Here is a 25,505-nt window from a genome sequence, read left to right as displayed (position 1 = left end):
CATGACGACCTGTAATTAATCATCTGCAAAAGATGACTAAAGCTACTCCCCCTTGACTTAAATGTCAAAGATTATTAAATTCTTTATTATTATAGCAGTTTTTATTCACTTGTAAATAGAGAGAAGAATATTTTGTTGATAGTATAATCTACTCATTACTGAGGTCATTTATTAAGATTATGCTTCTTATTCATCTTTCTCGTTTCAGGATCAATGAGACTGTATATAATCGGCACAATATAAAGTGTTAATAAGGTTGAACTAAGCAATCCTCCAATAACCGTGATCGCCATTGGCTGGTTGATTTCAGTACCTTCTCCAATTCCAAGTGCTAATGGAATCAATCCTAAAATGGTCGTAAGGGCTGTCATTAGAATTGGCCGTAACCGATCTCGAACAGAAGTAACAATCGCTTCGTAGCTGGCCAACCCTTCTGCTTTTCGCTGATTAATATAATCAACCAGCACAATCCCATTATTTACAACTATCCCCGTCAAAATAAGAATACCAATAATGGCTGTAATACTAATTGGTGTTTGCGTCATAAATAATGCTGCAGCAACACCAATTATCATTAATGGTACCGTAGTCATGATAACGAACGGATACTTAAATGATTCAAATTGGGCCGCCATCACGAAATAAACAAGGATCACAGCTAACACAACAGCTAAAATCATATCATTTAAAGAATCCTCTAATAACTCACGGTCGCCGCCAAATACGATTTCAGTTTCATTCTCCAGATTCAATGCAGCAATCGCATCGTCAACCTCCGTAGAGATCGTACCAAGATTGGTTTCAGAGGTATAGGTCGCAGTAAACCCAACGGCAGATTGTTGGTCGATTCGTTGAATGGAAACAGGTCCTTCTGAAATTTCAATATCAGCGAGTGCCTGGAGTTCTACAAATTGACCGCTCGGAGCACGTAAGGATAGAGTTCGTAACCCCTCCAGCGTATTCGTTACATCTGTATCATATTGGACAAATACACTATACACTTGAGCATTTTCTGAAATAATTTGCGTTGCAAAAGCTCCCCTTGTAACATTATTTACAGATTGGGCAATTTGTACAGGCACAAATCCATATTCTCTCGCTGCTTCACGATCAATGGTTAACTGAACCTCTTCAACCGTATCCTCTAAATCGGTCTCTACATCTGTAATATTTTCTAGCTGCAATAATGCTTGTTGAATCTTATCAACTGAATCCTCCAGTCTAGCCTCATCATTGTCTCGCACGTTAAAAGATAAGGTTTGTGGAGCTGATCCTGTTGCTGTTTGCAGATTCAATGTCACTTCTGCTGTTTCATTTATATTTGCGGCGGCGTTTACAAGCTCTGGCGTAATGTCTTCAACAAACTCAAATACAGATGTATCACGGTTACCTAAAGGTATTAATTTGACGGATATATCCGCAATACTGCCATCTGGATCTCCAGTAAATAAGCCTTGCTGCAGGGCACCCACCTGACTGACATATACATCAATTATCTCTTCATCTCTTAATTCTTTTTCAATCGCTGCTACCACTTGTTCAGTTTCTTCTAGTGCCGTTCCATTTTCCAGCGACACACGAATACTAAAAAAACCTTCATCTGTGGCCGGGAGAAATTGAGTCCCTACCGTTGTTAAACTAAATCCACCACCCACAAATAACACGATCGTGAGAAGAAGAGGAATCCAACGCTTTCGAAGAGCCCAATTTACTGTGCCTTCAAATTTTTTCATAAATCCTGACTGCATGCGCTCTATTTCTATGTTTGCAGGCGGTTCTTTTAGCATGCGACTGGCCAGCATTGGAACCACTGTTAAGGCCACAATAAGAGAAGCAAATAAGCTAAAAGAAATCGTTAATGCAAACTCAGTAAAGAGATCACCAATTAGACCTTCAATGAAAATAACAGGTACAAATACCGCGACCGTTGTTAAAGTAGAGGCTGTTATTGCACCCGCTACCTCTTTGGCACCTTCTCTTGCTGCCCGCTTTGGATCTTTCTTCATTGATAAATGTCTATAGATATTTTCAAGTACCACGATTGCATTATCTACCAGCATCCCTATTCCTAACGCTAGTGCACCAAGGGTAAAGATATTTAATGAGAAATCGGATAAAAACATGAGCACAAATGTAACGATAACTGAGTACGGGATTGCCACACCAATAATGATTGGGCTCTTCACATTTCTTAGGAACATAAAGAGTACAAGCATAGCAAGCAGTCCACCGATGATCAGTGAATTTCCTATATTTCCAATGGCAAGCCGTATGTAATCTCCTTGATCAAATAGAACATCCGCTGTAATAGCTGAATAACGATCTTCTTCTAGCAAGCGTTCAAGTTCGTTTTGAAAAGCCGTCGACACATCCGCTGTATTTGCATCCGATTCTTGAAGTACGCTGATGAGAACTGCCTGTTCATCATTCGCTCTTGTAATAACTGATGCAGGCGGCTCACCAAATGTAACTTCACCTACATCCTGCACCGTAATATTTTCTCCATCTAAAGGATTTACAGTGATGACTAAATTCTCAATATCTTCTACCGAAGTAAGTGTACTTAATATCCTTGTTGTCAAATCTTTGCCATCAGTTTGAACCGTATCTCCAGGAAAAGAGATATTATTCGCTTGAATAATGTTGAGTACATCTGTTTGTGTTAACCCTAACTCCTCCAAACGAGCCTGATCCAGCATGATCCGAACTTCTTCTGAAAGTGAGTTGGAAATATTAACGCTCGCAACACCTTCCGTTCTCGTTAATTCAAGCTCCAGCTCTTCAGCTATCTGCCTAATATCAGTCGCTTCATCGGAGGAACGAAGACTTAATTGGATAACAGGAAACTGTGAAGGATCAAACCTTAAAACCCGTGGATCATTCGCCTCATCTGGCAGTTGAGCTTGCTGAATCGCTTGCTGTATATCCCGTTCAGCTTCATCAATATCTGTTGCGAATGTAAATTCCAAGAATACTAAATTGGAGCCTTCTTCTGAAGCTGATTGAACATTTTTCAAACCCGGCAACATGGCCAATTGTGATTCAATTGGCTTGGTGACCTTTTCTAATACTTCTGTTGGGCTTGCACCTGGGTATGAAGTTACCACAACGGCTACCGGGGGATTAATATCTGGAATTAACTTGATGGGGATTCTGGTTAGTGAGATCGTACCTAAAAGAATAACTAGAAGCATTGTGATTATCGTAAAGACTGGCCTTCGTATTGAAAAACCGCTTATGTTCAACCTAAACTCTCCCTCCACTGTAACTAAATAAGACCATTGTGCCTATTTTTTTACACTGATTTATGTATGTTCACTATACTGACTCTCGTGTCGTTATTCAATCATTAATACACCGTGATCAGAACTTTCACAGCTTTGTCAAAATTATCTTTCCCTTTTTAACTAAAAAAGAACACCCTCAATCGATAAATTGGATTGAGGGTGACACTTACTTGTTATTATAGCTAATCGTCCATCCAGTGATACTAAAAAGAATCGTTAGGATAGGACTAAACAAACAAAATAAAGCAAACGGCAAGTACTCAAGCGTTGGTACTCCCAATACAGTTGTTAAAAATACCCCGCTCACTCCCCAGGGAACGAGAGGATTCACAACTGTTCCAGCATCTTCGAGCACCCTAGATAAATTTTTTCGTGTAAGATTTAATCGATCTACTGACTCCTTATAGGCTTCCCCTGTAAGTAAGATCGATAGATACTGTTCACCAATTAATACATTTATACCAATTGCAGAAGCTGCAGCGGTAATCAATACAGAAGAAGTCTTCTTCACCATTTTCTCCAGCATGTTTAAAATTGAGGCAATAATACCAAGCGTAAACAAAAGCCCACCCAAGCCAAGCGCCAGAAACACAAGTGAAACGGTAAACATCATGCTAGTTAATCCTCCGCGAGAGAGCAGCGAATCAATCGCTTCAACACCTGTACTGGATTGGTATCCACTAAATAAAATAGAGGACAGATCACCGAATGAAGTACGTGTATGGAAGAACGATAATCCTATACTAAAAATAGTTGTGGAGGCTAATGAAATAAGTGCGGGAACTCGTTTAATGGCAAAAATAAATAAAAGGAGAATAGGCAATAATGCATACCAGTGAATTAGACCTGTTCCTACTAATGCTTCTCGAAGAGGTTCAATTTGACCGCGTGTATTTTCAAGTCTTTCGCTTGGAGATAGCCAAGCAAAGCCCATGAAAGAAAATACAAATGCTGGGATCGTTGTCCATGCCATATTTCGGATATGTTCAAATAAATCAACCTGCACGATGCTGGATGCCAGATTTGTCGTATCAGACAGCGGAGACATTTTATCCCCAAAAAATGCCCCGGAAACGACCGCTCCTGCCGTAATAGCAAGCGACAAGTCAAGAGCTGAAGCCAATGCAATAAAAACTACTCCAAGTGTCGCCGCAGTCGTCAGTGAACTGCCAATACTTAATCCGATTAATGCTGTTACTAAAAAGACAGCGGAAAAGAAAAACGGCCATTCACCCATTGCTAATCCTATATGCATTAAAGTAGGAATCGTTCCCGCAATCATAAAAGCACTAATGATCATCCCGATAAAGAAAAAGATAAACACAGCACCTATACCTGAAGAAACCCCCATAGACAGACCTTCCTCTAGTTCTTTTAAAGAAACCTTTCTACAAATTCCATATACAATCAGCAGCATAATGCCAACAATAATCGGAATATGAGGCACGGTTTTAAATACAATCATACATACACTTATTACTGAAAACAGGGAGCATATTAATACAATTGCTTCCCATCTTGGCGGATTTATTATTGGTTTACTAATCTCCACCTCATACACCTCTTCATCTTCATTTTTCTCATGAAAAAAACCTCAACATTCCACTAAAGGAAGAAGAGGCTCTTCATTGTACATCCAATTTTACTATTACACTAAAACGCTTCTAAGTATTAAAGTAAATATAATAATATCATAATATATTACTTGGTCAAGCTAATCCACATAACCGCAATATTAAGAAATTAATAAGGATGAACAATCCGGCTCAATTGCAGCTTCTGAAGGTTTACCAAACAAATATCCCTGACCTAGATCAAATCCAATTTCCCGGCAAATTTCCAGCTCCTGCTGACGTTCAATTCCCTCTGCTAAAATCTTAATACCAAGCTCCTTTGATAAATGATGAACTTCTTTTAGAAATATTTGCTTTTGACTATCTGTGTCGCAAAATGAAATATATGAACGATCAATTTTCACGTAATCAGGTTCTAACAGTTTTAGAATTTCAATAGTTGAAAAACCAGCACCGACATCATCAAGAGCTACCTTTATTCCTTCACGCTTATAGGTTTTGAACACCGCTTTCAGATGATCGATATCTACAATTTTTTCCGTTTCGACAACTTCAAATACAAGGTCACCAGGATCGACTTGATATTTATCCACCACCTGGAAGGTATGCTTCAGGCAAAATTCTGGATTATAAATCGTAGACGGAAGAAAGTTAATAAAGCTTTTTAATCCAGGTCTAATGTACTTCTTCTTCGCTTTTATTGCTTCTTCTCTTGCCCGCTGATCCAGCATAGAATGAAGCCCGGTGGAGCTTGCTACTGAGAATAATTCCCCTGGTGAAAAATGCTCTTGACTCTTGTTAGAACGAAGCAATGATTCATATCCATAAATTCCTCCAGATTGCAGCTCCACAATGGGCTGCAGGTGACTGGTTAACTCTCCATTCTGGATATATTCAACGGCTTTCCGATGATGAATACGATTTGAAAACTGTCCAAGATCAACGATATTTATGTATTTTTCTGTTTGAGAAATCCCACATTTGATTTCATTTTGTCTATTTATTGACATTAGTTTTGTTGTAAGTTCCTCTACTATTTTAAGGCTATCATAAGACAAACTATACATCCTGTTAGAATACTTAAATGGATACGAAAGCCGATCAACATCACTTTCTGATAAACCTTGAATATAGAAGATGCCTTCCTCATAAAAATAGATAGAACTCCCACAGTGAACACATGCATTATCCATTCCTTTTACCTACTCCTTTTAATGGTAGTTTTGATTCATTTTATCTTCTTTTACCCTTTTAAAAAAGGATTTACTCCGATAAAAGAAATAAACCCATGGACATTTTTCTAGAAGTCCATGGGTTTATTGATTACAAGAGGCTATAAAGCTTGATAGATGGGTGCTTATCTACAAACCATCTCATAGCAAAATCATTTTCAAATAGAAATACAAGACGATTATGGCGATCCTTTACGAGCATACTTCGACTGGATGACATTGATTCCGTCACTTCCGTCTCATTCTCGATCCAGCGAGCAATTTTAGAACCAATATTCTCCATCATAACATCCACATTGTACTCATTTTTCATACGGTGTTCAAAAACCTCAAACTGAAGCTGACCAACTGCACCAAGAATGACGTCTTCCGTTCGTAATGTTTTGTACAGTTGAATGGCTCCTTCTTGTACGAGCTGATTAATCCCTTTGTGGAAATGCTTTTGCTTCATGACGTTCTTAGCCGTTACTCTCATAAAGAGCTCTGGTGTAAATTGAGGCAGCTTTTCAAATTGAAAAGCTCTTTTTCCTTCTGTTATCGTATCCCCAATTTGATAATTACCTGTATCATAGATTCCGATAATATCACCGCTAACTGCAACATCTACAGTACTTCGATCATCTGCTAAAAAGGATGTAGAAGATGACAGCTTTATTGTCTTCCCTGTTCTTGCAAGCTGTACAGCCATCCCTCTTTCAAATTTCCCTGAGCAAATTCGTAAAAAAGCAATACGATCTCTATGTGCAGGATTCATATTGGCTTGGATTTTGAACACAAAACCTGAAAATTCTTCTGCAACTGGATCAATGGCTCCAATATCTGACTGGCGAGGCAACGGTGATGGAGCGAATTGCAAATAGGTTTCTAAAAAGGTTTGAACACCAAAATTTGTTAAAGCACTGCCAAAAAATACAGGAGTAATTTCACCTTTTGCAAGACGTTCATATGAAAAGTCATTTCCTGCTTCATTAAGCAGCATGATATCTTCAAGAGCCTGATCATACAAACCTGATTGTTTAATCAGATAATCTCCTTCTAGTTCACCTTCTTCATTAAGTGAAAGAAAACGATCTTGCTCATCCACTCTAAACTGCTCAATCCGTTTATGATGACGATCATAAATCCCTAAAAATTCTTTCCCCATTCCGATCGGCCAGTTCATTGCATAAGACTCAATACCGAGAACTTCCTCAAGTTCCTCCATGATCTCCAAAGGCTCTCTCCCTTGTCGATCAAGCTTGTTTATAAAGGTAAAGATCGGTATACCGCGCATTTTACACACTTTAAAAAGTTTTAACGTTTGGGCTTCGATCCCTTTTGCTGCATCAATAATCATAACTGCACTGTCTACTGCCATAAGTGTTCGATACGTATCTTCACTGAAATCCTGGTGACCTGGCGTATCCAGTATATTTACACGCTTTCCGTCATAATCAAATTGCATAACAGAAGATGTGACCGAAATTCCACGCTGCTTTTCGATTTCCATCCAGTCTGATGTAGCATATTTACCTGTTTTCTTTCCTTTAACTGTTCCTGCAGCGCGAATTGCACCGCCAAATAACAGCAGTTGTTCTGTTAAAGTCGTTTTCCCCGCATCCGGGTGAGAAATAATTGCAAACGTCCTTCTGGACAATACTTCTTGCTGTAATGTTGTCATCGTCTAATATCCTCTCGTTCTGTTGTAAACTTATCCTCATTAAATGATAGTCCTTCATCACGCGGAATGCAATCAAACTAAGGGAATTGTTTATGAAAGAACATAAATTTGCAAAAAATATGGATTTTAATATCCCGTTATTCTATTCATTTTATGTTCATGATGCTTAATACGACAAAAAAAGGAGCGTGGAGAAATGGAAAATGTTTTTATCTTCAATTGTTGCAGCTATTATGATGGCAGCCATTATGGCAGGCGCTGTGTCTGCTAATGGAGAAGAAGTCTGGGTACGTGTTTTACATGCTTCCCCCGATGCACCTGCAGTAGATGTCTATGTAAACGGAACGGCTGTTGTTGAGGGAGCAGAATTTAAAGCCTACACAAATTACTTCCCCCTTCCCGCTGGTGAACATGAAGTAGAATTATTTCCTGCTGGAGATACTTCAACTGTTTTATTCTCAAAGACTTTGACTGTAGAAGCCGGGCATTATTACACCGCTTCAGCCATTAACCTTCTTGAATCAAACTAAATGCAACAGAAGATGATTTGATGGTAGACAATAGAACGACAATGGTCCGTGCTGCCCACTTTTCCCCTGATGCACCAGCTGTTGATGTAGGGCTGCTTGGAGGAGAGGCAGTATTTAGTGGGGCATCATTCCAAGGTGTTACAGATTTTGCAGAGTTAGAAGCCAGTACGTATGATCTTAAAGTGCGTACACCAGACGGAACACAAATTATTGATCTCTCTGAAACAGTATTGGATGCAGGCACAGCTTACAGTGTCTATGCAGTGAATACCCTTGATTCCATTGAATTGCTCTTGTTAACAGCCCACGAGCTGACATGCCTGAGACAGGAATGGGGCAGAATGGCCACTGAAAACAATTCAATTGCTTGGTCTATAACAATTGCACTTGTGGACCAGCTATTCTATTTACAGCTCGTTAGCGGGTAAATAACCATTTTAAAAAATATACATTTTTATTCACGGGACTTGTCCTCTTTCTTAGTGCGCGAGCGGGACTGCTCTCTTCGTTACCGAAAGATTCAACTGCTCAATCAAGAGAAGCAATAATTTCATCTCACCCTTCTAGCTTTTTAGATAAAGAGCCAGAATTAAATCAGTCAACTCATTTTCAGACAATAACCCCAAAGCAAAATCCATTTAATCTTGACCAGCATATAAGAATCATACCTTCAAGGCTTATCATTCTATCCATTTATGTTGATGCCAAGGTGAACCCATATGGACTGGATGAAAACAGTTTAATGGAGGTCCCTGATAATGCTCAAGAGATTGCGTGGTTTGAACCAGATGCAGAGCGAAATGCTGTACTGCCGGTCATGTGGATGGTGAAAAATCACCTGGTATCTATTGGGACATAAAAGAACTCAAACGAGGAGATAAGATCATCGTAGAGAATGAAGACGGTAAATCATTAACGTTTACTGTCACCAATTCAGAAATATATGACCGTAACCATGCACCTATTCAAGAAATATTTGGTATTTTCTCAAAGAAGCGATTAAATTTGATCACATGTACATGCCACTTCGATCGTGAAGCTCAAAATTATGTAGAGTGCATAGTTGTCAATACTGAGCTCAGGAGTGTATATAGTGAAAAAATGTAATTAAATTTGCAATTTCCGTTTAAATATCCCGAGAAATGAACAATCACAGATTCATTTCTCGGGATATTTTTGTTGTTTATGATCAATAATAAACTTAAACAAGAATTAAGTACTTAATACGATTTATTACGCTGGATATAGGGGTCCAGAATAATCACTGGTTTTTTAAGCTTCATCACATTTCTCCTGTCCACTGAGCAATGCGATGCGCAAGCTCTTCAGACTCTTCCCCCGCTGGATGTTTAAGCGATTCCTTTAAGGCAGTAATTAAGCGATCCCCATACTCTTCGTAGGAAAATAAAATAGACCATGATAATGAAGGAATAGCTACAAGAACAGTTTCTTCTTTTTTATTTTCGTGAATAAATACTTTTCTTTGCGCATGGCTTGAAATGCTGTTACGTATCTTCATCTTCTCCCCCCCTTAGTAGTCTGACATCTGACATTTATGTGACTTTTTCATAAACGTGATTGAATCGCTTGCATTAGCATTGTAGAATGGGAAAAGTGTTTTGACAAGTATAATAAAGAATGGAGTGGCTTTATTTGATAAACATACTATGGGGACTTGCCGGAATTATTGTTATTCTTGCCATTGCCTTTGCTTTTTCAAATAATAAAAGAAACATAAAATGGAGACCAGTTTTAGTCGGGCTGTGCATTCAGCTATTCTTTGCATTCATCGTTCTAGAAACTGATTTCGGAAGCGGTGTACTTCAATGGATGACCAATCGTGTTAGTTCAGTTATTCAATATGCCAATGAAGGAATCAATTTTGTACTTGGCGGATTTGTTTATCAAGAAAACAGAATTGTTTTTGCGATTAACGTATTATGCGTCATTATCTTCTTCTCTTCCTTAATTTCTGTCTTGTATTATTTAAAAATCATGCAAGTTTTCGTAAAACTTCTTGGCGGAGGACTTTCAAAGCTTCTCGGAACTCGAAAGGCAGAGTCAATGTCGGCAGCTGCTAATATTTTTGTCGGACAAACTGAAGCACCCCTTGTCATCAAACCATATATTGGGAAGATGACGAATTCAGAGCTTTTTGCTGTGATGACTGGTGGACTGGCCTCTGTAGCTGGTTCTGTGCTGGTTGGATATGCTCTTCTTGGTATCCCATTAGATTACTTGATCGCAGCAAGCTTCATGGCAGCTCCTGCAGGTCTTGTCATGTCAAAAATGTTTGTCCCTGAAACAGACGACCGTCCAGATCCGGAGGATTTTGAAATGGCCGCAGATGATGACGCGGCCAATGTGGTAGATGCTGCAGCTAAAGGAGCAAGTACAGGCCTTCAGCTTGCATTGAATGTAGCAGCAATGTTAATCGCCTTTATCGCCATTGTGGCCATGCTAAATGGTATTTTAGGCTGGATTGGTGCTCTAGTTGGATTCAACAGTTTCTCCCTTGAGCTCATTTTAGGGTATGTTTTTGCACCGCTTGCATTTGCCATTGGTGTACCATGGCATGAAGCTGTTCAAGCGGGAAACCTGATCGGTCAGAAGCTGGCGCTAAACGAGTTTGTTGCTTATGCAAATTTCGCTCCAATTATGGGGGATTTTTCAGATAAGACCGTTGCGATTATAACATTTGCACTATGTGGATTTGCTAATATCTCTTCACTTGGTATCTTACTAGGAGGACTGGGAAATCTTGCACCAGAGCGTCGCCCGGATATCGCACGTCTTGGTCTTCGTGCAGTACTAGCTGGTGCACTTGCTTCCATGCTTTCAGCCTCGATTGCTGGAATGTTCTTTTAACCGCAAGGTACAACAAAAGGAGCTTCGATCATTTTCGGAAGCTCCTTTTTTCATGTTAAAAACGAGTTTCAGCTACTGAGAGGGCGATTTCTCTGTCACTGTGAGGATATTTCGTGTTTTCAATGATTTGGTAGTCCTCGTGTCCTTTACCCGCAAAAATAATGATATCATCTGGTTCAGCAATCTCCATGATATGGCGAACAGCTTCTTCACGATCACCAATCAGGGCATACTGCTCATGCTTCATTCCTTTTTCGAGATCCGTTAATATGCTGTCGTAGCTTTCATAGCGTGGATCATCAGTTGTTAGTACTACATAATCGGCTAAAGATGCTTTCTCGGCCATTGTCGGTCTCTTAGATTTATCGCGGTTCCCTCCTGTGCCTACTAGGAAAAGTATACGGTTTTTCTTAAAAGGCATAACGGATTGAATGGCTTTTTCTATTGCATCAGGCGTATGAGCGTAATCTATGTAGATTGAAAGAGGTGCTGATGTTTGAACAAGTTCCATTCTCCCAGAAATCGGCGGAATCTCCTTCAAGCGTTCCACCAAAGAAGAGACTGATTCACCTGTTGCATATAGAGTCGCAATAGCTGCCAGCACATTCGATACATTAAAGATTCCAAGAAGCTGCGTTTCTACTTGAAACTCTCCTTCAGGTGAATGCATTAAAAATTCGGTTCTGTCATCTAAATAAACAATATTCGTTGCAAAAAAGTCTGCTGGCTTCTCCATACTATAGCTTATCACTTCAAACGGCGTCATGGATGCATACTGATCAAACCATTCATCATCTACGTTTAAGACAGCATATTTTGGCTTTGTTAAATCTTGGCCCAGCTGTGAAAAAAGGAGACCTTTTGCATATCCATAATGCTCCATCGTTCCATGGAAATCAAGATGATCGTGAGTTAGGTTCGTGAAGGTTACGACATCAAAATCAACTCCCCACAATCGACCTTCAATTAGCCCATGAGATGAAACCTCAAAGACCATGTTTGAAACATCTGCCTCTCGCGCTTTCACGAGCATACGCTGTGTTGTAATAATGTCACTTGTTGTATTCGCACTTGCATAAAGCGTTCCATCCAAATCAAACCCAATCGTTCCTGAAAGTGCGGAACCTTCCCCGCCTCTTCGAATAAGCTGATGAATTAAGTTTGTAACGGATGTCTTTCCATTTGTACCTGTCACACCAATAACGTTCATATTTTTTGAAGGAAATTGGTAAAAATGATTCGCTATATGGGCTAACGCGCGTGAAGTGTTTCTCACCACAACTAGTGCCACTTGGTCTGCATCAAGTTCAAGCTCTTTTTCTGCAACAATTACTGTTGCACCTTTTTCAATCGCACTTTGAGCATGATCATGTCCGTCAGTCGTATGTCCTTTTATGCAAAAAAACACGGTGTTCGGCTGAACCGCTCTGGAATCAACCTCGATATGATCAACGGATTCGGGTAATGAGCCAATAATGCTTTTTATTTTTAATGAGTCAAATAATAGTTGTGTATTCATCTTGATTCCTCGCACTCTCCATAGTATCAATCAATATACAATTTATTGTAACGGATGTTCGCCCAGATGAGTAGTAGAGGGAACGCTTTTCATAAAAATCATTCCTTGGTCCGATAAAATAGCCTCATTCCTCCATCATTCTGATGCCAAATTTGATAGTAGATACGCATAGATCAAAGATTCTGTATGATACAATGAACTTTCATGCGTTCGTTCATAGGCATGTGACGAATCGATTCCAGCTCCAATTAATCCGTGTTTAATATCATAGCCGGCACGGATTGCGGCAGAAGCATCCGATGAATAGTATGGGTATATGTCTACTTTGTACTCAATATCATGCTTTTCTGCAAGCTTCACCAGATGCTTACGCAAACCATAATGATATGGGCCACTTCCATCTTTTGCACAAATTGAAACCGTATATTCATCAGACGCCTGACCATCCCCAAGTGCTCCCATATCAACAGCAATATATTCAACCGTTTCTTCTGAAATATTTGAATTCCCGCCGTATCCAATTTCTTCGTTATTTGCGATAATGAAATGTGTTGTATAAGGGATTGTTGTATTATTCTCGTGGAGGTGCTCGATCACTCTCATCAGCATTCCTACGCTTGCTTTATCATCAAGATGTCTGGATTTAATGAAGCCGCTTTTTGTGATTTGCACTCTAGGATCGAATGATACAAAATCCCCCACTTGAATACCTAGCGCTAAAGTTTCATCAGCGGACTGAACCTTTTCATCAAGTCTAATTTCGATATTTTTCTCATCACGTGCCGCAGTCCCGGCGTCCTTATACACATGCACAGATGTTTGATGCATTAAAATAGTTCCTGAAATTATGTTACCAGTGCTTGTTTCAACTTCACAATATTCTCCTTCAACAGCATTCCAGCGAAAACCTCCGATCATGGATAGCTTCAAACGACCATCTGATTTAATTTCTTTGACCATTGCGCCTAAGGTGTCTACATGTGCAGTTAAAACTCTGTGTTTGGAGGTATCTAGCCCTTTCAAGGTGACAAATAGACTACCTTTATTATTTGTGATGGAATCAATTCCGCGCTCTTTGAACCACCCTTGGACGTAATCAATGACATGTTTTGTATGTCCAGAAGGACTTGGTATAGTGACAAGCTCTTTTATGGTCAGCATAGTATCTTTTGCATTTGGGTAGGTCATTATGTATACTCTCCTTTTGAATTAGTAACGAAATAATTCATTCAATGTCTTTAGTGTACTACATTCAAACCGTTGCTACAGAAAAATATATGATGCAGCTTTTGGATATAACGTATTAAAACAACTTACCCAGGATTTCACAATACAACTATTTGCATAGGATGTGAATTTGTTGAAATAGGAAGATTTTGTTAAGGAACGAAATTGGCTTTTGCTCAAAATTGTATGGTTTGCCTAAGCTCTTCAGGTTTTATCGTTTTTCATTGTTGCTCAGACAAGTTCCGTATTTCCCCTTGTACTGCTGCTAGTTGTTCTATCTTTATCCTTAGTTATAAAGTTAATGCCTAAACCGAGTATGGGAATGTGGTTAATCCTTTCAGCATCTATGCGTACCTTATTTATTTTTATTGGTACTACCAATGCCTCGTAAATCTATTATTTTTTTACTTTTGCATTATATTAGCCTCCTTATATCAAAACAGATTCATTATTTTACTGACCAGCATCTCTACAAGTATCCTTACGATTTTTTTCATTTATCGAAATATTCTATTGCGATGTGAAGAGAATCAATTAAAGCAAGTATTGCTTAATCTGTATAAAAATGCTGCTGATGCTATGCCTGATGGAATTACAATCAGCCTTCAAAACAAAAAGATTATGCAGCTAGGTGAACCCTTTGTCTCTATTGCCATTACAGATACAGGCGTTGGAATTCCAGAAGAAATCATCAACCGGATTGGAGATCCCTTCTTTACAACAAAGGAGAAAGGCACCGGCCTTGGAATGATGATTACAAAAAAAATCATTCAAGACCATAATGGATCACTGGATATTTCAAGTAAAGTTGGACAAGGAACAACGATTTCCCTGACTCTCCCACTCTTGCCTCCGAAAAAGGGCTAGCAAATATAGACGATCCTCCTTTATTTTAGGTTTGAGTAGATGAGTATCAAATTACGAGTTCATTATCCAAACTAATATACGCCTTATCCGATTCCGAATAGTTTTGAAATGCAAAAAACACCGTTCTGTTAAAAACGGTGTCTTCCATCACTATTTTTGGTCATGGGAGCTACTTGAAAGTAAAATGCCCTATTGATGATTGACAATACTTTCTCAATCCATGAAAAAATTAATTATCCTGGTCGTCATCAATGTCATCGTCGCCATCTTCATCCCAAGTTAATGATTTGATCTCACCAGATATCGCATTAATTTGAACAATTACTTCCTGTTCATCTAGCGTTTCAATTTCCACTAAATAATAAGAGCCTTCTTCTAAAGGTTCAAAGTCTACACCCTCTACTTCACCATTCACTCGGTTCAAGGCTATATTAACTGCTTCTTCTTCTGTTAACACGCGAGGCGTTTCAGGTAGAGGTTCTGGACTTTTCTCTACTAAGGTCGTAAGAATCGTTCCATCCGCTGCATTTATTGTAAGTGTTGTGGTTTCATTGTCACCTTGAACCACAGCCTTATAGACGTGCGGGTCCTGCCCTGTTACTAATTCCACCTTCGCCTCACCACTTATCTGCTGGTTAACAATGTCACTAATCGCCTGCTCCGTTAAATATTCTTCTTTTTTCACATCTTCCTTAGTATCCGCTCTACCTTCCGGCTGACTACTGGCATCATTTTCTTCCAGCAAGGTTAAGGCGGTAATTTCACTCGACTCAGCATCCACCTTTACCTCGTATAATCCCGTTCTTGAAAGAAACTGGATGGTATAGGTCGTGCCATTAAGAGAAAGTTGTTGTATTTCATCAACTGGATAACGTTCTTGAATGGTTTCCTGCACTTCTTTCTCTGACAAGGGTGAAGCGGAAGCAAATCCTGTCATAAGCTGCTGAACGATGATAAATAATACAACAATTAGAAGTGCTCCTCCCCCCATCCAAATGAGACGTTGCTTATTCATTTTTTCACCTCATTTACCAATATACTTACATTATAGGGTCAAAATATTAGATTTTAATGAGAATATTCATCTTTTTCTTCAAACTTTTTGATGAATTGATGGCTCCAATTGCTTTGGCAGAAAGATCGTTGCAGTTGTACCAACGTCTTCTAGACTGTCAAGTTCTATTTTGGCCTTTAGCGCATCCCCAATATCTCTAGCAAGAGATAATCCTAGACCTGACCCACCAGATTTTCTGCTCCTCGCTTTGTCAACTCGATAAAATCGATCAAATACTTTAGGCAGATCCTCTTTTGGAATACCAATTCCTTTGTCTTCAATTCGAATGTACCCTTCATGACCTGTTTGTCCAACATAAATTGTAATCCGTTCATCACTATATTTTTTTGCATTGTCTAAAAAAATAAAGATGAGTTGTTTCAGTTTTTGCCGGTCACTCATAATGTCAATTTCACTTAGCATGACCAGCTCCACTTCACGCTGATAGGCATTCTGAAAAGCTTTAATAGAGTCTTCGGTTAACTGATTGAGATTTAATGATTCTATTGTTACATTCCACTGCTCTTCTTGTCTTGCTAAAAGCAGAAGCTGCTGAGTCATATCCTTCATACGAATCGCCTCTGAGTAAATAGCCTCTACCGATTCATCAAATAAATCCGGACGTTCCTTTCCCCTTCTTTTCAATAAGCTGGCATAGCTTTCAATGACTGTTAAGGGCGTCTTGAGTTCGTGAGAAGCGTTGGATACGAATTGCTCCTGTTTATCATAGTTTGATTCAAGTAATTCAATCATCCTGTTAAATGTATTGCCCATTTCGTTAAGCTCATCTTTTGATTTCTCTTTTAATTGAATTCGTTTGAATTGTCCGCTTTGCTGGATTTCCTTCATCGTCTGGATCATGGATGTGATCGGACGAACAATGATATTACTCAAAACACGTCCAGAAAGCACAACCGGGATCATCGCTAACAGCGTCACGATAATAAGGATATTTCTTAGCACTTGAAGGTTGTCTTCTGTCGATTGCAGGCTTTCCATAAATTGAAGACTAAAAACACTGCCATCGTTCCAGATGATCGGAATAGAAACAAATGCATAATTTTTACTATTAAATGGAAAGATTTCATTTACTTCTTCTGAATAAAATGTATTAGGAACCCCACCCAGTTCAAGCTCAGAGGGAGATAAAGATTGACCTACTAATTCATCCGAATCAGATACAATTCGAACTATCCCGTTTGCTGGCACATATGCTCGCAGAAGCTCATCAGTTGGTATATCTCCTGCAGTAGCATTAATTCCACGTAATACGTTTACTGCCGCAAATTTTGTTTGCTCAAGCTCACTATTTAACGTTAAGCTGCTAAATAATAAATAAATTGAAACATTCAACAAAACTAATAGAATCCCGAATACAGCAGAAGAATACAGATGAATTTTGTTTTGAAGCTTCATTAGACCTCCTTGATCACATAGCCAACGCCGCGAACCGTATGTATAAGTGCTGTTTGCTGGCCATAATCAACTTTTTTTCTGACATAACGGATATATACATCTACTACATTTGTATCACCAAAATAATCATAGCCCCATACTGCGTTTAAAATTTGCTCACGATTCATCACCTGACGCTGATTGCGCATTAAATAAACTAGCAGATCAAACTCACGAGGGGTAAGCTCAATCGAAGTTTCAGCCCGATTGACCTCTCTTGTTTTTTCATTTAAACGAAGGTCTGCAACCTTTAGCCACTCCTTTTCATTCGGATTTATCTCACCAGCACGCGCCGGACGCAATCGAAGCGCCGCTCGAATTCTTGCCAGCAGCTCTTCAATTTGAAATGGTTTCGTCATATAGTCATTGGCGCCAAGATCTAGGCCTGACACTTTATCCTCTACAGAATCCTTCGCTGTTAATAGAATGACTGGTGTTAATTTTTGATCTGCTCGTATTCTTCTAAGTACTTCAATCCCGCTCATTTCAGGCAGCATGATATCAAGTAAAACGAGATCCCATTCCTGTGCTCTATATTTCTCTAATCCTTCAAATCCAGTGGCTGCTTTCGTCACCTCGTATCCTTCATACTCCAGCTCTAACTCTAGGACTCTTGCAATTTTCTCCTCATCTTCTACAATTAATATTTTTTCTTTTTCTTGCATTTCGGCTCCCCTGCCTCTTTTTATGTTTGTCGATATTGTAGCACAGGCGATCAAAAATCTTCCCATTCTAATTAGTAATAAACCTCACATTTTATAATCCTCAATTATGATCGTATCACGCAGAAATGATAAAATGATGAGAAGTATTTTTTAAAATGCAGGCTTTGTTAAACGTGCTTGTTGATTTCCGAAGCAGTTGCTCGCGTTCCGCTACAATCAACACTGTGTAAAAATCAAAAATGGACTTTAACATAGCTAAAATGAAAGGAAGCGAATCGAATGGCCTTACATTCATTTCATTTAACTGCCGATTGGCCAGGAGGCAGAAATAGTGTAGGAACGATCTCAACTGAAAACCTTAAAACAAAGATATCCATCCCTTCAGAAATGGAAGGTCCAGGTATTGGCACGAATCCAGATGAAATGCTACTTGGAGCAGCTGCCACCTGCTATATTATTACGCTGGCAGCAATGCTTGAACGAGCGAAAATTGATGTTGCAGAAATGTCACTTGAGTCTGAAGGCATTGTAGAAGTTGTTAAAGGTGTAATCACATATAAAACGATTATTCACCGGCCATACGTGCGCATGAATGGGGGGAACGATCACTACGATCGCATAGTTCGCTATATACAGAAATCTGAAGAAAGCTGTATGATTTCCAGAGCTCTAAGAGGAAATGTAGAAATCAGACTAGAACCGACCATTCAATGATAAATGTGCTCAATTATGTTTCTTATCTTAAAAAGTGGAATACATGGACTATTATAATTTTTAGAGGAGGAGCTAGGTATGATCGAACACAAGCCCTGGACAAGCTTGTACAAACGCAGAACGTGTCTTTGTTTAAGAGGCTGTTGCCGAATCATTCATCGAAAAAATCGAGAATGCAATGAAAAAAGAAAAAGCAGGCAATCCAAATGAAGAAGACAATCTTGATCTAGGTCCTCTTGTCAGCGAGGATAGGCTCAATACTGTTCATGAAATGGTTGAAGAAGCCAAACAAGAAGGCACAAGGGTGCTTTTATTTGGGAAAACGACTCGATCGGTTTTTTCTACGAGCCGACACTGATCGTGAATGCTACTCATGATATGAAAATTATTAAAGAAGAAATCTTCGGGCGGTTCTTCCAGTTGTAACCTCCAAAACGATAGATGAAGCAATTTAATTGAGTAATAATATAGAGTACGGTCTTTCCTCTTCTGTGTATACTGAAAACTATCACGAAGCGATGAAGGTCGTAAATGGGCTGAAATATTGACAACCATACTATCAATATCCTCAGGTTAGCTATACTCAAATATTTATTTTTCCTCTAAAAATAAAGCTATGTTAAAGTCCATTGTTGATTTTTGCACAGCGTTGATTGGAAGAAAGGATATGCGAGACTCCTGCGGACTGAAGCGGGACATGTGAGATTTAAGCAGATGCGTGTCTGCGACCTGGGAGGCTCACCGTCCGCCCCGCGGAAAGCGAGCGCCTGCGTGCTGCAATCAATAGACACGTTTAACAAAGTCAAAAATAAAAAGAGCTTGTCTAATAAATCGTCATTTATTAGACAAGCTCCAGCTTTCATTTACTTTAATCGTTTACTTGATTAATGCTATTTTTCTTTCAAATTCCCTATTCCCTCTTGCGCATCACCTTTCACTTTATCCTTTTTACCTTCTGCTTGCAAAGATCGGTCATTGGTTGCATTTCCTACCTGATCCTTTACTTCACCCTTTGCTTTGTTTACTGCACCTTTCACTTTATCGCCAAGTCCTCTTTGATCACTCATTTGAACTCCTCCTTATGGATTGTTGTATGTACTTTTACCTTTATTCCTGTTATTGAAACCTTTTTTTCACTGCCCTATTAAAATAATAAAATTGAAAAATTATAATTGTAAAATGTTTAAAATGCAACCAATAAAGGAATAGTCTAATAAAGAGAACGAAGGGAGAAGATGATTATGAATGAAGAAAAAATTGCTTATAATAAATATGATGTGTTAACTGGATTTGCAGGGACAGGTCTTATTACAGCCATGCTTTTATGGATCATCAGCCTGTGATACATTTCAAAATTAATTTCTTTGGATCTGGTACGTAAAAAAACGATTCTATCCAAAAAGGACAGAATCGTTTTTTTATGTACCAGGATTTTTTTCTAAAATAACTTGGAGTGCTTTTCGTATATTTCTAAAGTTTTTGCTATTACTCGCTTGACCTGTCATCTTTGTTGCAAGCTCTGGACCAATTCCAACGAGATAGCACTGAGTTCCTATCAATCGAAGGGATGATGTCATTTGAGATAATCGATATGTACTTGCCTCATCCAATTCTGCAACACCGCTTAAGTCAATTAAAAAATGACTAATTCTATCCTTTACACATGTATTAAGGATTGCTTCCATTACTCGATCAAAACGTATATGATCCAGTGTACCTACAATCGGAAGAGCAGCAATATCATCCCAAATTCTCATGATTGGAACAGAAAGCGCTTGAATGAGCTGTTCTTTTATTTTTTCTTCTCTTACTTGTTCAGTAACATCTAGTAGCATTAATAAATATCCCTGGATCTCTTGATCCTTGTTTTTAATTGGGCTGATTAATGTTTCAGCAATATATTTATCTTTAATATTTATTTGGACACGATGGGTCTCTTTTAAGTTTTTCATCATTTTTCGCTGATGCCCTGGATTATGGTGAAAAACATCCATATTTAATCCAATAAGCTGTTCTACATTTTCTAGTCCAAACAGAATAATCAGCCGTTTCATTATAGAAACCGCTCTTGGATTCAACCAGGAAATTGTGTAATCTTTATTGGCTACTATAATAAATTCTTCTACACCATTTAGCATATCATCTGCGCGAATTGCTTCAGGTAATTTCCCCAATGCTTCCATCCATCGTTCACTCCTCGGACTTTATTTTTTATTGTAGCATATAGCCTATTTTAATCTACCATGTTTTTTCTCCTTCCCCTATTCTTACATGACTTAGCCGTACTAATTTTCATATTTTTCGCTATCCTAACAATATATTATCTACTTTTCAGCAAAGGAAGTGTCCTGAAAATGAATATGATAGATTTAATCAGAATTGAACCTTATCATTTCCAAATGGCTGCGGCCATACAGGAGGCTGATGCTTTTGATGCAGTCTTTTTTGAGCAGGAGAATACATTCGAGTCATATCCGGGAATGTTAATTGATGGTACCAACCTTCAAGTTTCTTTCCTTGCTGATCTAGTAAGCTATGCAAATCCTAAAAGTCATTTTTATTCCTCAACTATTTGCATGAACACATTCGATTATATAAATTTTTCTCTTTTAAGGAATTTGAAATGCCTCGAAAAGAGTATAATCATTATGCTACATGGGTTATGAATCAACTCGATAATTACGGTTTTGGCCGTCGGGTTATTGATGTAATCGACCATACAAATGTGACTGTTCCTCATTACGACGTAATCGTAATAAATACTTGAGACAATTCGGAAGAACGATAGTTTACAAGGCATATAAGTGTAGGAGTGGCTGTAAATCGAAATATTGATATTATCAATAACATAGCAAATAAAGAAGTTTATAAAGCGCAGTGAAAGGACATTTTTCAAACCTTTGTTTAATTGTGTATTTTAAAATGAGGCCCAATAATGGGCTCCATTTTTTAGTATTCAAGCATTCACTCTTTCATTTTTTGATTTAATGTGTTAAATTTTTAAACTTAGTTAGCTTATCGGAAAAGAGGAGAAAAAAATGGCACAAAACTCAACTATGCTTCCTAGCAATTGGAAAAAAGGCGCTACGACCGTTGTCGCACCGTTAAATCCAATTCAAAAGCCGCTTGTCACATTAGGAATCATCGCAGCAATCTTTCTATTTGTTCTAATTGTTTCAACGACAACGTGGACACAAGGTATTTTGTACATAATTGGAATGGCCTTGGGACTTACGCTGCTTTATGCACGATTTGGCTTTACCTCAGCATTTCGCAGACTTATGGCAGTAGGAAATGTTCAAGGACTGCAAGCACATATGGTCATGTTTGCTGTTTCGACTACATTATTCGCACTTATACTTGGAACTGGATTTAGTTTTACAGGCGTAACCCCGGCAGGATATGTATCCCCTGTTGGAATCAGCGTAATATTTGGTGCTTTTATTTTTGGAATCGGGATGCAATTGGGCAGCGGCTGTGCATCTGGTACATTATATAGTGTCGGCGGAGGGCAATCCTCCATGCTGATCACACTATTAGGATTTATTATCGGTTCTGTTGTTGGTGCCTATCATTTTACCTTCTGGATGGAAGAAACATGGGCACTTCCACCACTTTCTTTAGCCGAGTCAACAAATCTCGGATTTTTCGGTGCATGGGCCGTTCAAATGATCATTTTTGCCGTTATATACTTTGGACTCGTTCAGTATGCTAAAAGAAAAAATCCTCCTGTCATGAAGCCTCTTCCTACTACAACAGGATGGAAAAAAGTGTTTAGAGGCTCATGGCCTTTATTAACAGCTGCCATTGTATTAGCCGTTTTAAACGCATTAACCTTAACCATTCGCGGAAATCCTTGGGGAATCACATCTGCTTTTGCACTATGGGGCTCAAAGGCATTAGAATTCGTTGGAGTGGACGTGTCAAGCTGGGGCTACTGGACGACTGGCAATAATGCAGCACAGCTTTCACAAACCGTTCTTGCTGACTCTACAAGTGTTATGAACTTTGGAATTATGCTCGGTGCTTTTATTGCAGCAACGGCTACTGGAGCCTTCAAGCCGAAAAAAATCAAGCCCGGCATTGCCGTTGGATCTATAATTGGCGGACTTTTGATGGGATATGGAGCGCGTCTTGCGTTTGGCTGTAACATAGGCGCATATTTCGGAGGAATTTCTTCATTCAGCTTACATGGCTGGGTTTGGGTGATCATGGCCATGCTTGGTACAGGACTTGCCTTATTTATCCGCCCTCTGTTTGGATTAACGAATCCTAAACCAAAGGATACAATCTGTTAACCAATCGTTTAAAACAAGCTGCATCCAATCAAATGGATGCAGCTTGTTTATTAATAAGGGTGGTCCTGTGTTTTTTTAAGCTTTGTTAATCCTTGCCTTGCTTAAAAAACGAACCAATTGTTTTTGAAAAATAAACAGCTCCAAAGATCATGAGCAATCCAGCTATCATAAACAAAAACCATCTCCCCTGAAACAACGTAAAGAAAAAGAACACAAAAGCCGCTAATGTGAGCATTCCTAAGACCAAAAGAAGTACGATTCTTGCCAACAAAGGATTCATGAAAGCTCCTCCCAAAATACCTTCATTTTAGCTATGATTCACTAACAAAGCCGCTCCGATTACCCCAGCCTCCTCTTGCAGAGCCGCCGGAACCAGCTTAAAGGAGCTCACCATACTCGGGTATAATAGTGGGATGGTCTTGTGGCGAAGAAGAGGCAGCAAATAATCATGGTGCTTCATGACACCTCCACCAATAACGAACACAGCTGGATTAATTGTATGAACAATATTTGCAATCCCAATCGCAAGAGCTCCAATTGTCTCATCTACTAAGCCGATTGCTTCTGCGTTCCCCTTTATAGCTCTTTCCATTACTTCAGCAGCTCCGCCCTGCCAATTATAGCGTTCTTTTGCAATTTCACCGATTGCCGTTCCGCTCGCATACGCTTCAAGCGCCCCAGCATTTAAATTCGATTGTTCTCTTCCACCAGGTTGGATTATCATATTCCCTATTTCACCTGCACACCCTGCTGCTCCACTAAACAACCTTTCATTAATAACAAAGCCAGAGCCGATTCCCGTACTGACCGTGGTGTACCATACACTTTCATATCCTTTGCCATTTCCTTTAATGGCTTCAGCAAGAGCCGCAGCTTGAGCATCATTATTTAATTGAATTGGTAATGAAAAAACATTACTCAGCTCATCAACAATTGAAACCTCTTTCCAGCCAGGAAAATTAGGTGATTCTAATAAAATACCCTTTTTGTTGTCCAAAGGTCCCGGTGCACCAATGCCGATTCCTGAAATAGAGTGCTTTTCCATCCCTTGATGAATCATAGAAATCATGAGAGCAATCGTATGTGCAGGTCCTCTTTGAACCTCAGAAAGACTTTCAAACCATTCCACAACCTCAAATTCTTCAGAAAGTACTGCTGCTCTAAGTTTTGTTCCACCTAAATCGATCCCAATCTTCGCCATCCTATCACTCCTCTACTATCTATCTGATATAGTTCGAAAAGACAACTAGGCGCTTAAGCTCTTTATGTTCATATTCATCCTTTCTCTTTTTACAATTAGCCTTCTTGATTCTGAAGAGAGCGAATCGCTGTATCAGCGAGATTCATTTTTGCCATATCCTCCATTGGCGGGTTATGGAGTCCCATTCGTACATTCATATAATATCGATGCATTGGGTTCGATTCGGACATCGATCTTGCGCCAACAATACGCAAAGCGAGATCAACAATTTCAATGGCTGCATTGGTTACCATTACTTTAGCCGATTGCAAAAGCTCCTTAACTTGTTCCTTGTTTTTTGCTTCCTCATAAAGTAAAGCGGTATGAAATAATACTTGTCTAGCGCTAAGCAGCTTTATTTCCATTTCACCGATTTGGTGCTTAATAGAAGGCAACGTTGCAATAGGTTTCCCAAGCGAAGACGGCACGTAAGAAGCAGCAAATGACACAGCATAATCGCGTGCTGCACCCGCAATCCCGATATAACATGCTGGAATATGCAAAAGCCATCCAGCTGGAGACGGTTTTACTTTTGTATCAAGCTTTCTAAGCATATACTCTCTTGGGATCACAACATCTTCTAGAACTAGATCATGACTGGCTGTTCCGCGCATCGCCACGCTATCCCAGGTTTCCCGAATTGATACCCCTTTCGATTTAGCAGGGATAACAAACATCGCTGCCTCTTCTGTTCCGTCAATAGTGGCAGTAACAAAAAAGTAATCAATTAAAGGAGCAAGAGATGTGTACGTTTTCTCTCCCTTGATCACCCATTCATCTCCAGACAGAGCAGCTGTAGTACGAGGCAATGCACCACGAGTCGGACTGCCTGCATCCCTTTCAGTCGCAGCAGCATTGATAAGCGCTCCGTTTTTTATTTCTTCAACCAGCCATTTTGTAACGTCTTCATTCCAATGTCTGTTTTCATTAAATTCCAATATTGTCCCAACATGCCATCCAATGGAGAGCGCCGTTGCTCCGCAACCTTTTGCAATTAGTTCCTGCATGAGAATATATTCATATAAGCCCTTGCCTTGTCCGCCGAATTCAGCTGGAAGCGTAAGTGTGTGGTATTGAAGCTTTTTTAAATCCTCTATATTTTGAACAGGATATGCATTTCTCTTATCTAATAAAGCTTCCCTTTTTTGAAATACTGGAATCAATGGGGTAAGCTGATCAATCATTCTCTGTTGATCACACGTTCTAACGAAGTAATTCATAAAAACACTCCCTGTAATATTGTAATGGTATAAGTCTACATTAGGTTTATGCGCAATTCCAATACGTTAACTCGAGAATGCAAATAAGACTGTTA

23 protein-coding genes and 2 pseudogenes are annotated in these 25,505 nt (G+C 39.2%); 10 read left to right on the top strand and 15 right to left on the bottom strand.

Annotation, left to right across the window (positions count from 1 at the left end; translation table 11 throughout):
- Window positions 1-164 precede the first annotated feature (164 nt).
- The 4 genes from KP78_RS10270 to KP78_RS10255 form a co-directional block, all read right to left on the bottom strand.
- Complete coding sequence (locus KP78_RS10270; RefSeq protein WP_041088633.1) at window positions 165-3,245, bottom strand: efflux RND transporter permease subunit; 3,081 nt, start codon at window positions 3,243-3,245, stop codon at window positions 165-167.
- Between the two features lie 208 nt (window positions 3,246-3,453).
- The gene (gene nhaC, locus KP78_RS10265; protein WP_052474757.1) at window positions 3,454-4,839 is read right to left on the bottom strand and encodes a Na+/H+ antiporter NhaC; all 1,386 of its coding nucleotides are present in this window, start codon (window positions 4,837-4,839) and stop codon (window positions 3,454-3,456) included.
- Between the two features lie 183 nt (window positions 4,840-5,022).
- Window positions 5,023-6,054 carry an EAL domain-containing protein gene (locus KP78_RS10260; RefSeq protein WP_052474756.1) on the bottom strand — a complete coding sequence of 344 codons (1,032 nt, stop codon included), beginning with the start codon at window positions 6,052-6,054 and terminating at the stop codon, window positions 5,023-5,025.
- Between the two features lie 130 nt (window positions 6,055-6,184).
- Window positions 6,185-7,753, bottom strand: a complete 1,569-nt coding sequence (locus KP78_RS10255) for a peptide chain release factor 3 (protein ID WP_041088631.1) — start codon at window positions 7,751-7,753, stop codon at window positions 6,185-6,187.
- Window positions 7,754-7,956: 203 nt separating this feature from the next.
- Here KP78_RS10255 and KP78_RS18655 point away from each other — a divergent pair, with 203 nt between their 5' ends.
- The 4 genes from KP78_RS18655 (at window position 7,957) to KP78_RS21215 (ending at window position 9,390) form a co-directional block, all read left to right on the top strand.
- On the top strand, window positions 7,957-8,283 hold the full coding sequence (locus tag KP78_RS18655) for a DUF4397 domain-containing protein (RefSeq protein WP_052474755.1): 327 nt from the start codon (window positions 7,957-7,959) through the stop codon (window positions 8,281-8,283).
- A gap of 20 nt (window positions 8,284-8,303) precedes the next feature.
- Window positions 8,304-8,711, top strand: coding sequence for a DUF4397 domain-containing protein (locus tag KP78_RS18650; RefSeq protein ID WP_052474754.1), 408 nt, complete (start codon window positions 8,304-8,306; stop codon window positions 8,709-8,711).
- 281 nt (window positions 8,712-8,992) lie between these two features.
- A complete protein-coding gene (locus KP78_RS20080; protein ID WP_157841487.1) occupies window positions 8,993-9,142 on the top strand; it encodes a sortase family protein in 150 nt (49 codons plus the stop codon).
- Window positions 9,103-9,390: a class F sortase gene (locus KP78_RS21215; RefSeq protein WP_084219958.1), complete on the top strand. Its 288-nt coding sequence runs from the start codon at window positions 9,103-9,105 to the stop codon at window positions 9,388-9,390. The genes KP78_RS20080 and KP78_RS21215 overlap by 40 nt, the downstream gene beginning before the upstream one ends.
- A 175-nt stretch (window positions 9,391-9,565) precedes the next feature.
- Here the strand turns inward: KP78_RS21215 and KP78_RS10245 are convergent, their stop codons facing one another.
- The gene (locus KP78_RS10245) at window positions 9,566-9,802 is read right to left on the bottom strand and encodes a YueH family protein (RefSeq protein ID WP_041088629.1); all 237 of its coding nucleotides are present in this window, start codon (window positions 9,800-9,802) and stop codon (window positions 9,566-9,568) included.
- Between the two features lie 137 nt (window positions 9,803-9,939).
- On the opposite strand from KP78_RS10245, the gene KP78_RS10240 reads away from it, so the two are divergent.
- Window positions 9,940-11,151 carry a NupC/NupG family nucleoside CNT transporter gene (locus KP78_RS10240; protein ID WP_041088722.1) on the top strand — a complete coding sequence of 404 codons (1,212 nt, stop codon included), beginning with the start codon at window positions 9,940-9,942 and terminating at the stop codon, window positions 11,149-11,151.
- Between the two features lie 55 nt (window positions 11,152-11,206).
- On the opposite strand, the gene KP78_RS10235 is transcribed toward KP78_RS10240, so the two are convergent.
- Complete coding sequence (locus tag KP78_RS10235) at window positions 11,207-12,670, bottom strand: UDP-N-acetylmuramoyl-L-alanyl-D-glutamate--2,6-diaminopimelate ligase (RefSeq protein WP_041088627.1); 1,464 nt, start codon at window positions 12,668-12,670, stop codon at window positions 11,207-11,209.
- A 135-nt stretch (window positions 12,671-12,805) separates the two neighbouring features.
- Complete coding sequence (locus tag KP78_RS10230) at window positions 12,806-13,858, bottom strand: M42 family metallopeptidase (RefSeq protein WP_041088625.1); 1,053 nt, start codon at window positions 13,856-13,858, stop codon at window positions 12,806-12,808.
- 363 nt (window positions 13,859-14,221) lie between these two features.
- Here KP78_RS10230 and KP78_RS20985 point away from each other — a divergent pair, with 363 nt between their 5' ends.
- Window positions 14,222-14,764 (top strand): ATP-binding protein, encoded by a 543-nt coding sequence (locus KP78_RS20985; RefSeq protein WP_084219957.1) that lies wholly within the window; start codon window positions 14,222-14,224, stop codon window positions 14,762-14,764.
- Between the two features lie 229 nt (window positions 14,765-14,993).
- Here the strand turns inward: KP78_RS20985 and KP78_RS18645 are convergent, their stop codons facing one another.
- The 3 genes from KP78_RS18645 to KP78_RS10210 all read right to left on the bottom strand — a co-directional run bounded on the left by KP78_RS18645 (window position 14,994) and on the right by KP78_RS10210 (window position 17,938).
- Window positions 14,994-15,779, bottom strand: a complete 786-nt coding sequence (locus KP78_RS18645; RefSeq protein ID WP_052474753.1) for a PepSY domain-containing protein — start codon at window positions 15,777-15,779, stop codon at window positions 14,994-14,996.
- A 78-nt stretch (window positions 15,780-15,857) separates the two neighbouring features.
- Window positions 15,858-17,234 (bottom strand): sensor histidine kinase, encoded by a 1,377-nt coding sequence (locus KP78_RS10215; RefSeq protein ID WP_041088621.1) that lies wholly within the window; start codon window positions 17,232-17,234, stop codon window positions 15,858-15,860.
- On the bottom strand, window positions 17,234-17,938 hold the full coding sequence (locus KP78_RS10210; protein WP_041088619.1) for a response regulator transcription factor: 705 nt from the start codon (window positions 17,936-17,938) through the stop codon (window positions 17,234-17,236). Before KP78_RS10210 ends, KP78_RS10215 begins: the two co-directional genes overlap by 1 nt.
- A gap of 279 nt (window positions 17,939-18,217) precedes the next feature.
- Here KP78_RS10210 and KP78_RS10200 point away from each other — a divergent pair, with 279 nt between their 5' ends.
- Both KP78_RS10200 and KP78_RS10190 read left to right on the top strand, forming a co-directional pair.
- Window positions 18,218-18,652: an SACOL1771 family peroxiredoxin gene (locus KP78_RS10200; protein WP_041088615.1), complete on the top strand. Its 435-nt coding sequence runs from the start codon at window positions 18,218-18,220 to the stop codon at window positions 18,650-18,652.
- A gap of 178 nt (window positions 18,653-18,830) precedes the next feature.
- Window positions 18,831-19,078 (top strand): annotated as a pseudogene (locus KP78_RS10190) (aldehyde dehydrogenase family protein).
- A 464-nt stretch (window positions 19,079-19,542) separates the two neighbouring features.
- Here KP78_RS10190 and KP78_RS19160 read toward each other — a convergent pair.
- Both KP78_RS19160 and KP78_RS10185 read right to left on the bottom strand, forming a co-directional pair.
- Window positions 19,543-19,719 carry a CsbD family protein gene (locus KP78_RS19160; RefSeq protein WP_084219955.1) on the bottom strand — a complete coding sequence of 59 codons (177 nt, stop codon included), beginning with the start codon at window positions 19,717-19,719 and terminating at the stop codon, window positions 19,543-19,545.
- Window positions 19,720-20,070: 351 nt separating this feature from the next.
- Window positions 20,071-20,835, bottom strand: coding sequence for an STAS domain-containing protein (locus KP78_RS10185; RefSeq protein WP_041088609.1), 765 nt, complete (start codon window positions 20,833-20,835; stop codon window positions 20,071-20,073).
- Between the two features lie 60 nt (window positions 20,836-20,895).
- Here KP78_RS10185 and KP78_RS21210 point away from each other — a divergent pair.
- Window positions 20,896-21,419: pseudogene (locus tag KP78_RS21210) on the top strand (SidA/IucD/PvdA family monooxygenase).
- Between the two features lie 271 nt (window positions 21,420-21,690).
- The gene (locus KP78_RS10175; RefSeq protein WP_041088607.1) at window positions 21,691-22,950 is read left to right on the top strand and encodes a YeeE/YedE family protein; all 1,260 of its coding nucleotides are present in this window, start codon (window positions 21,691-21,693) and stop codon (window positions 22,948-22,950) included.
- 85 nt (window positions 22,951-23,035) lie between these two features.
- On the opposite strand, the gene KP78_RS10170 is transcribed toward KP78_RS10175, so the two are convergent.
- From KP78_RS10170 to KP78_RS10160, 3 genes are all read right to left on the bottom strand, one after another.
- Window positions 23,036-23,230 (bottom strand): hypothetical protein, encoded by a 195-nt coding sequence (locus KP78_RS10170; RefSeq protein ID WP_041088605.1) that lies wholly within the window; start codon window positions 23,228-23,230, stop codon window positions 23,036-23,038.
- 27 nt (window positions 23,231-23,257) lie between these two features.
- Window positions 23,258-24,151, bottom strand: a complete 894-nt coding sequence (locus KP78_RS10165; protein ID WP_041088603.1) for an ROK family protein — start codon at window positions 24,149-24,151, stop codon at window positions 23,258-23,260.
- Between the two features lie 95 nt (window positions 24,152-24,246).
- Window positions 24,247-25,410, bottom strand: coding sequence for an acyl-CoA dehydrogenase family protein (locus tag KP78_RS10160; RefSeq protein WP_041088601.1), 1,164 nt, complete (start codon window positions 25,408-25,410; stop codon window positions 24,247-24,249).
- Between the last annotated feature and the right edge of the window lie 95 nt (window positions 25,411-25,505).

This window comes from Jeotgalibacillus soli (assembly GCF_000829435.1).
GTDB classification, from domain to species: domain Bacteria; phylum Bacillota; class Bacilli; order Bacillales; family Jeotgalibacillaceae; genus Jeotgalibacillus; species Jeotgalibacillus soli.
The sequence above is the reverse complement of the archived record's forward strand: the minus strand, read 5'-3'. Positions and strand labels throughout refer to the sequence as shown.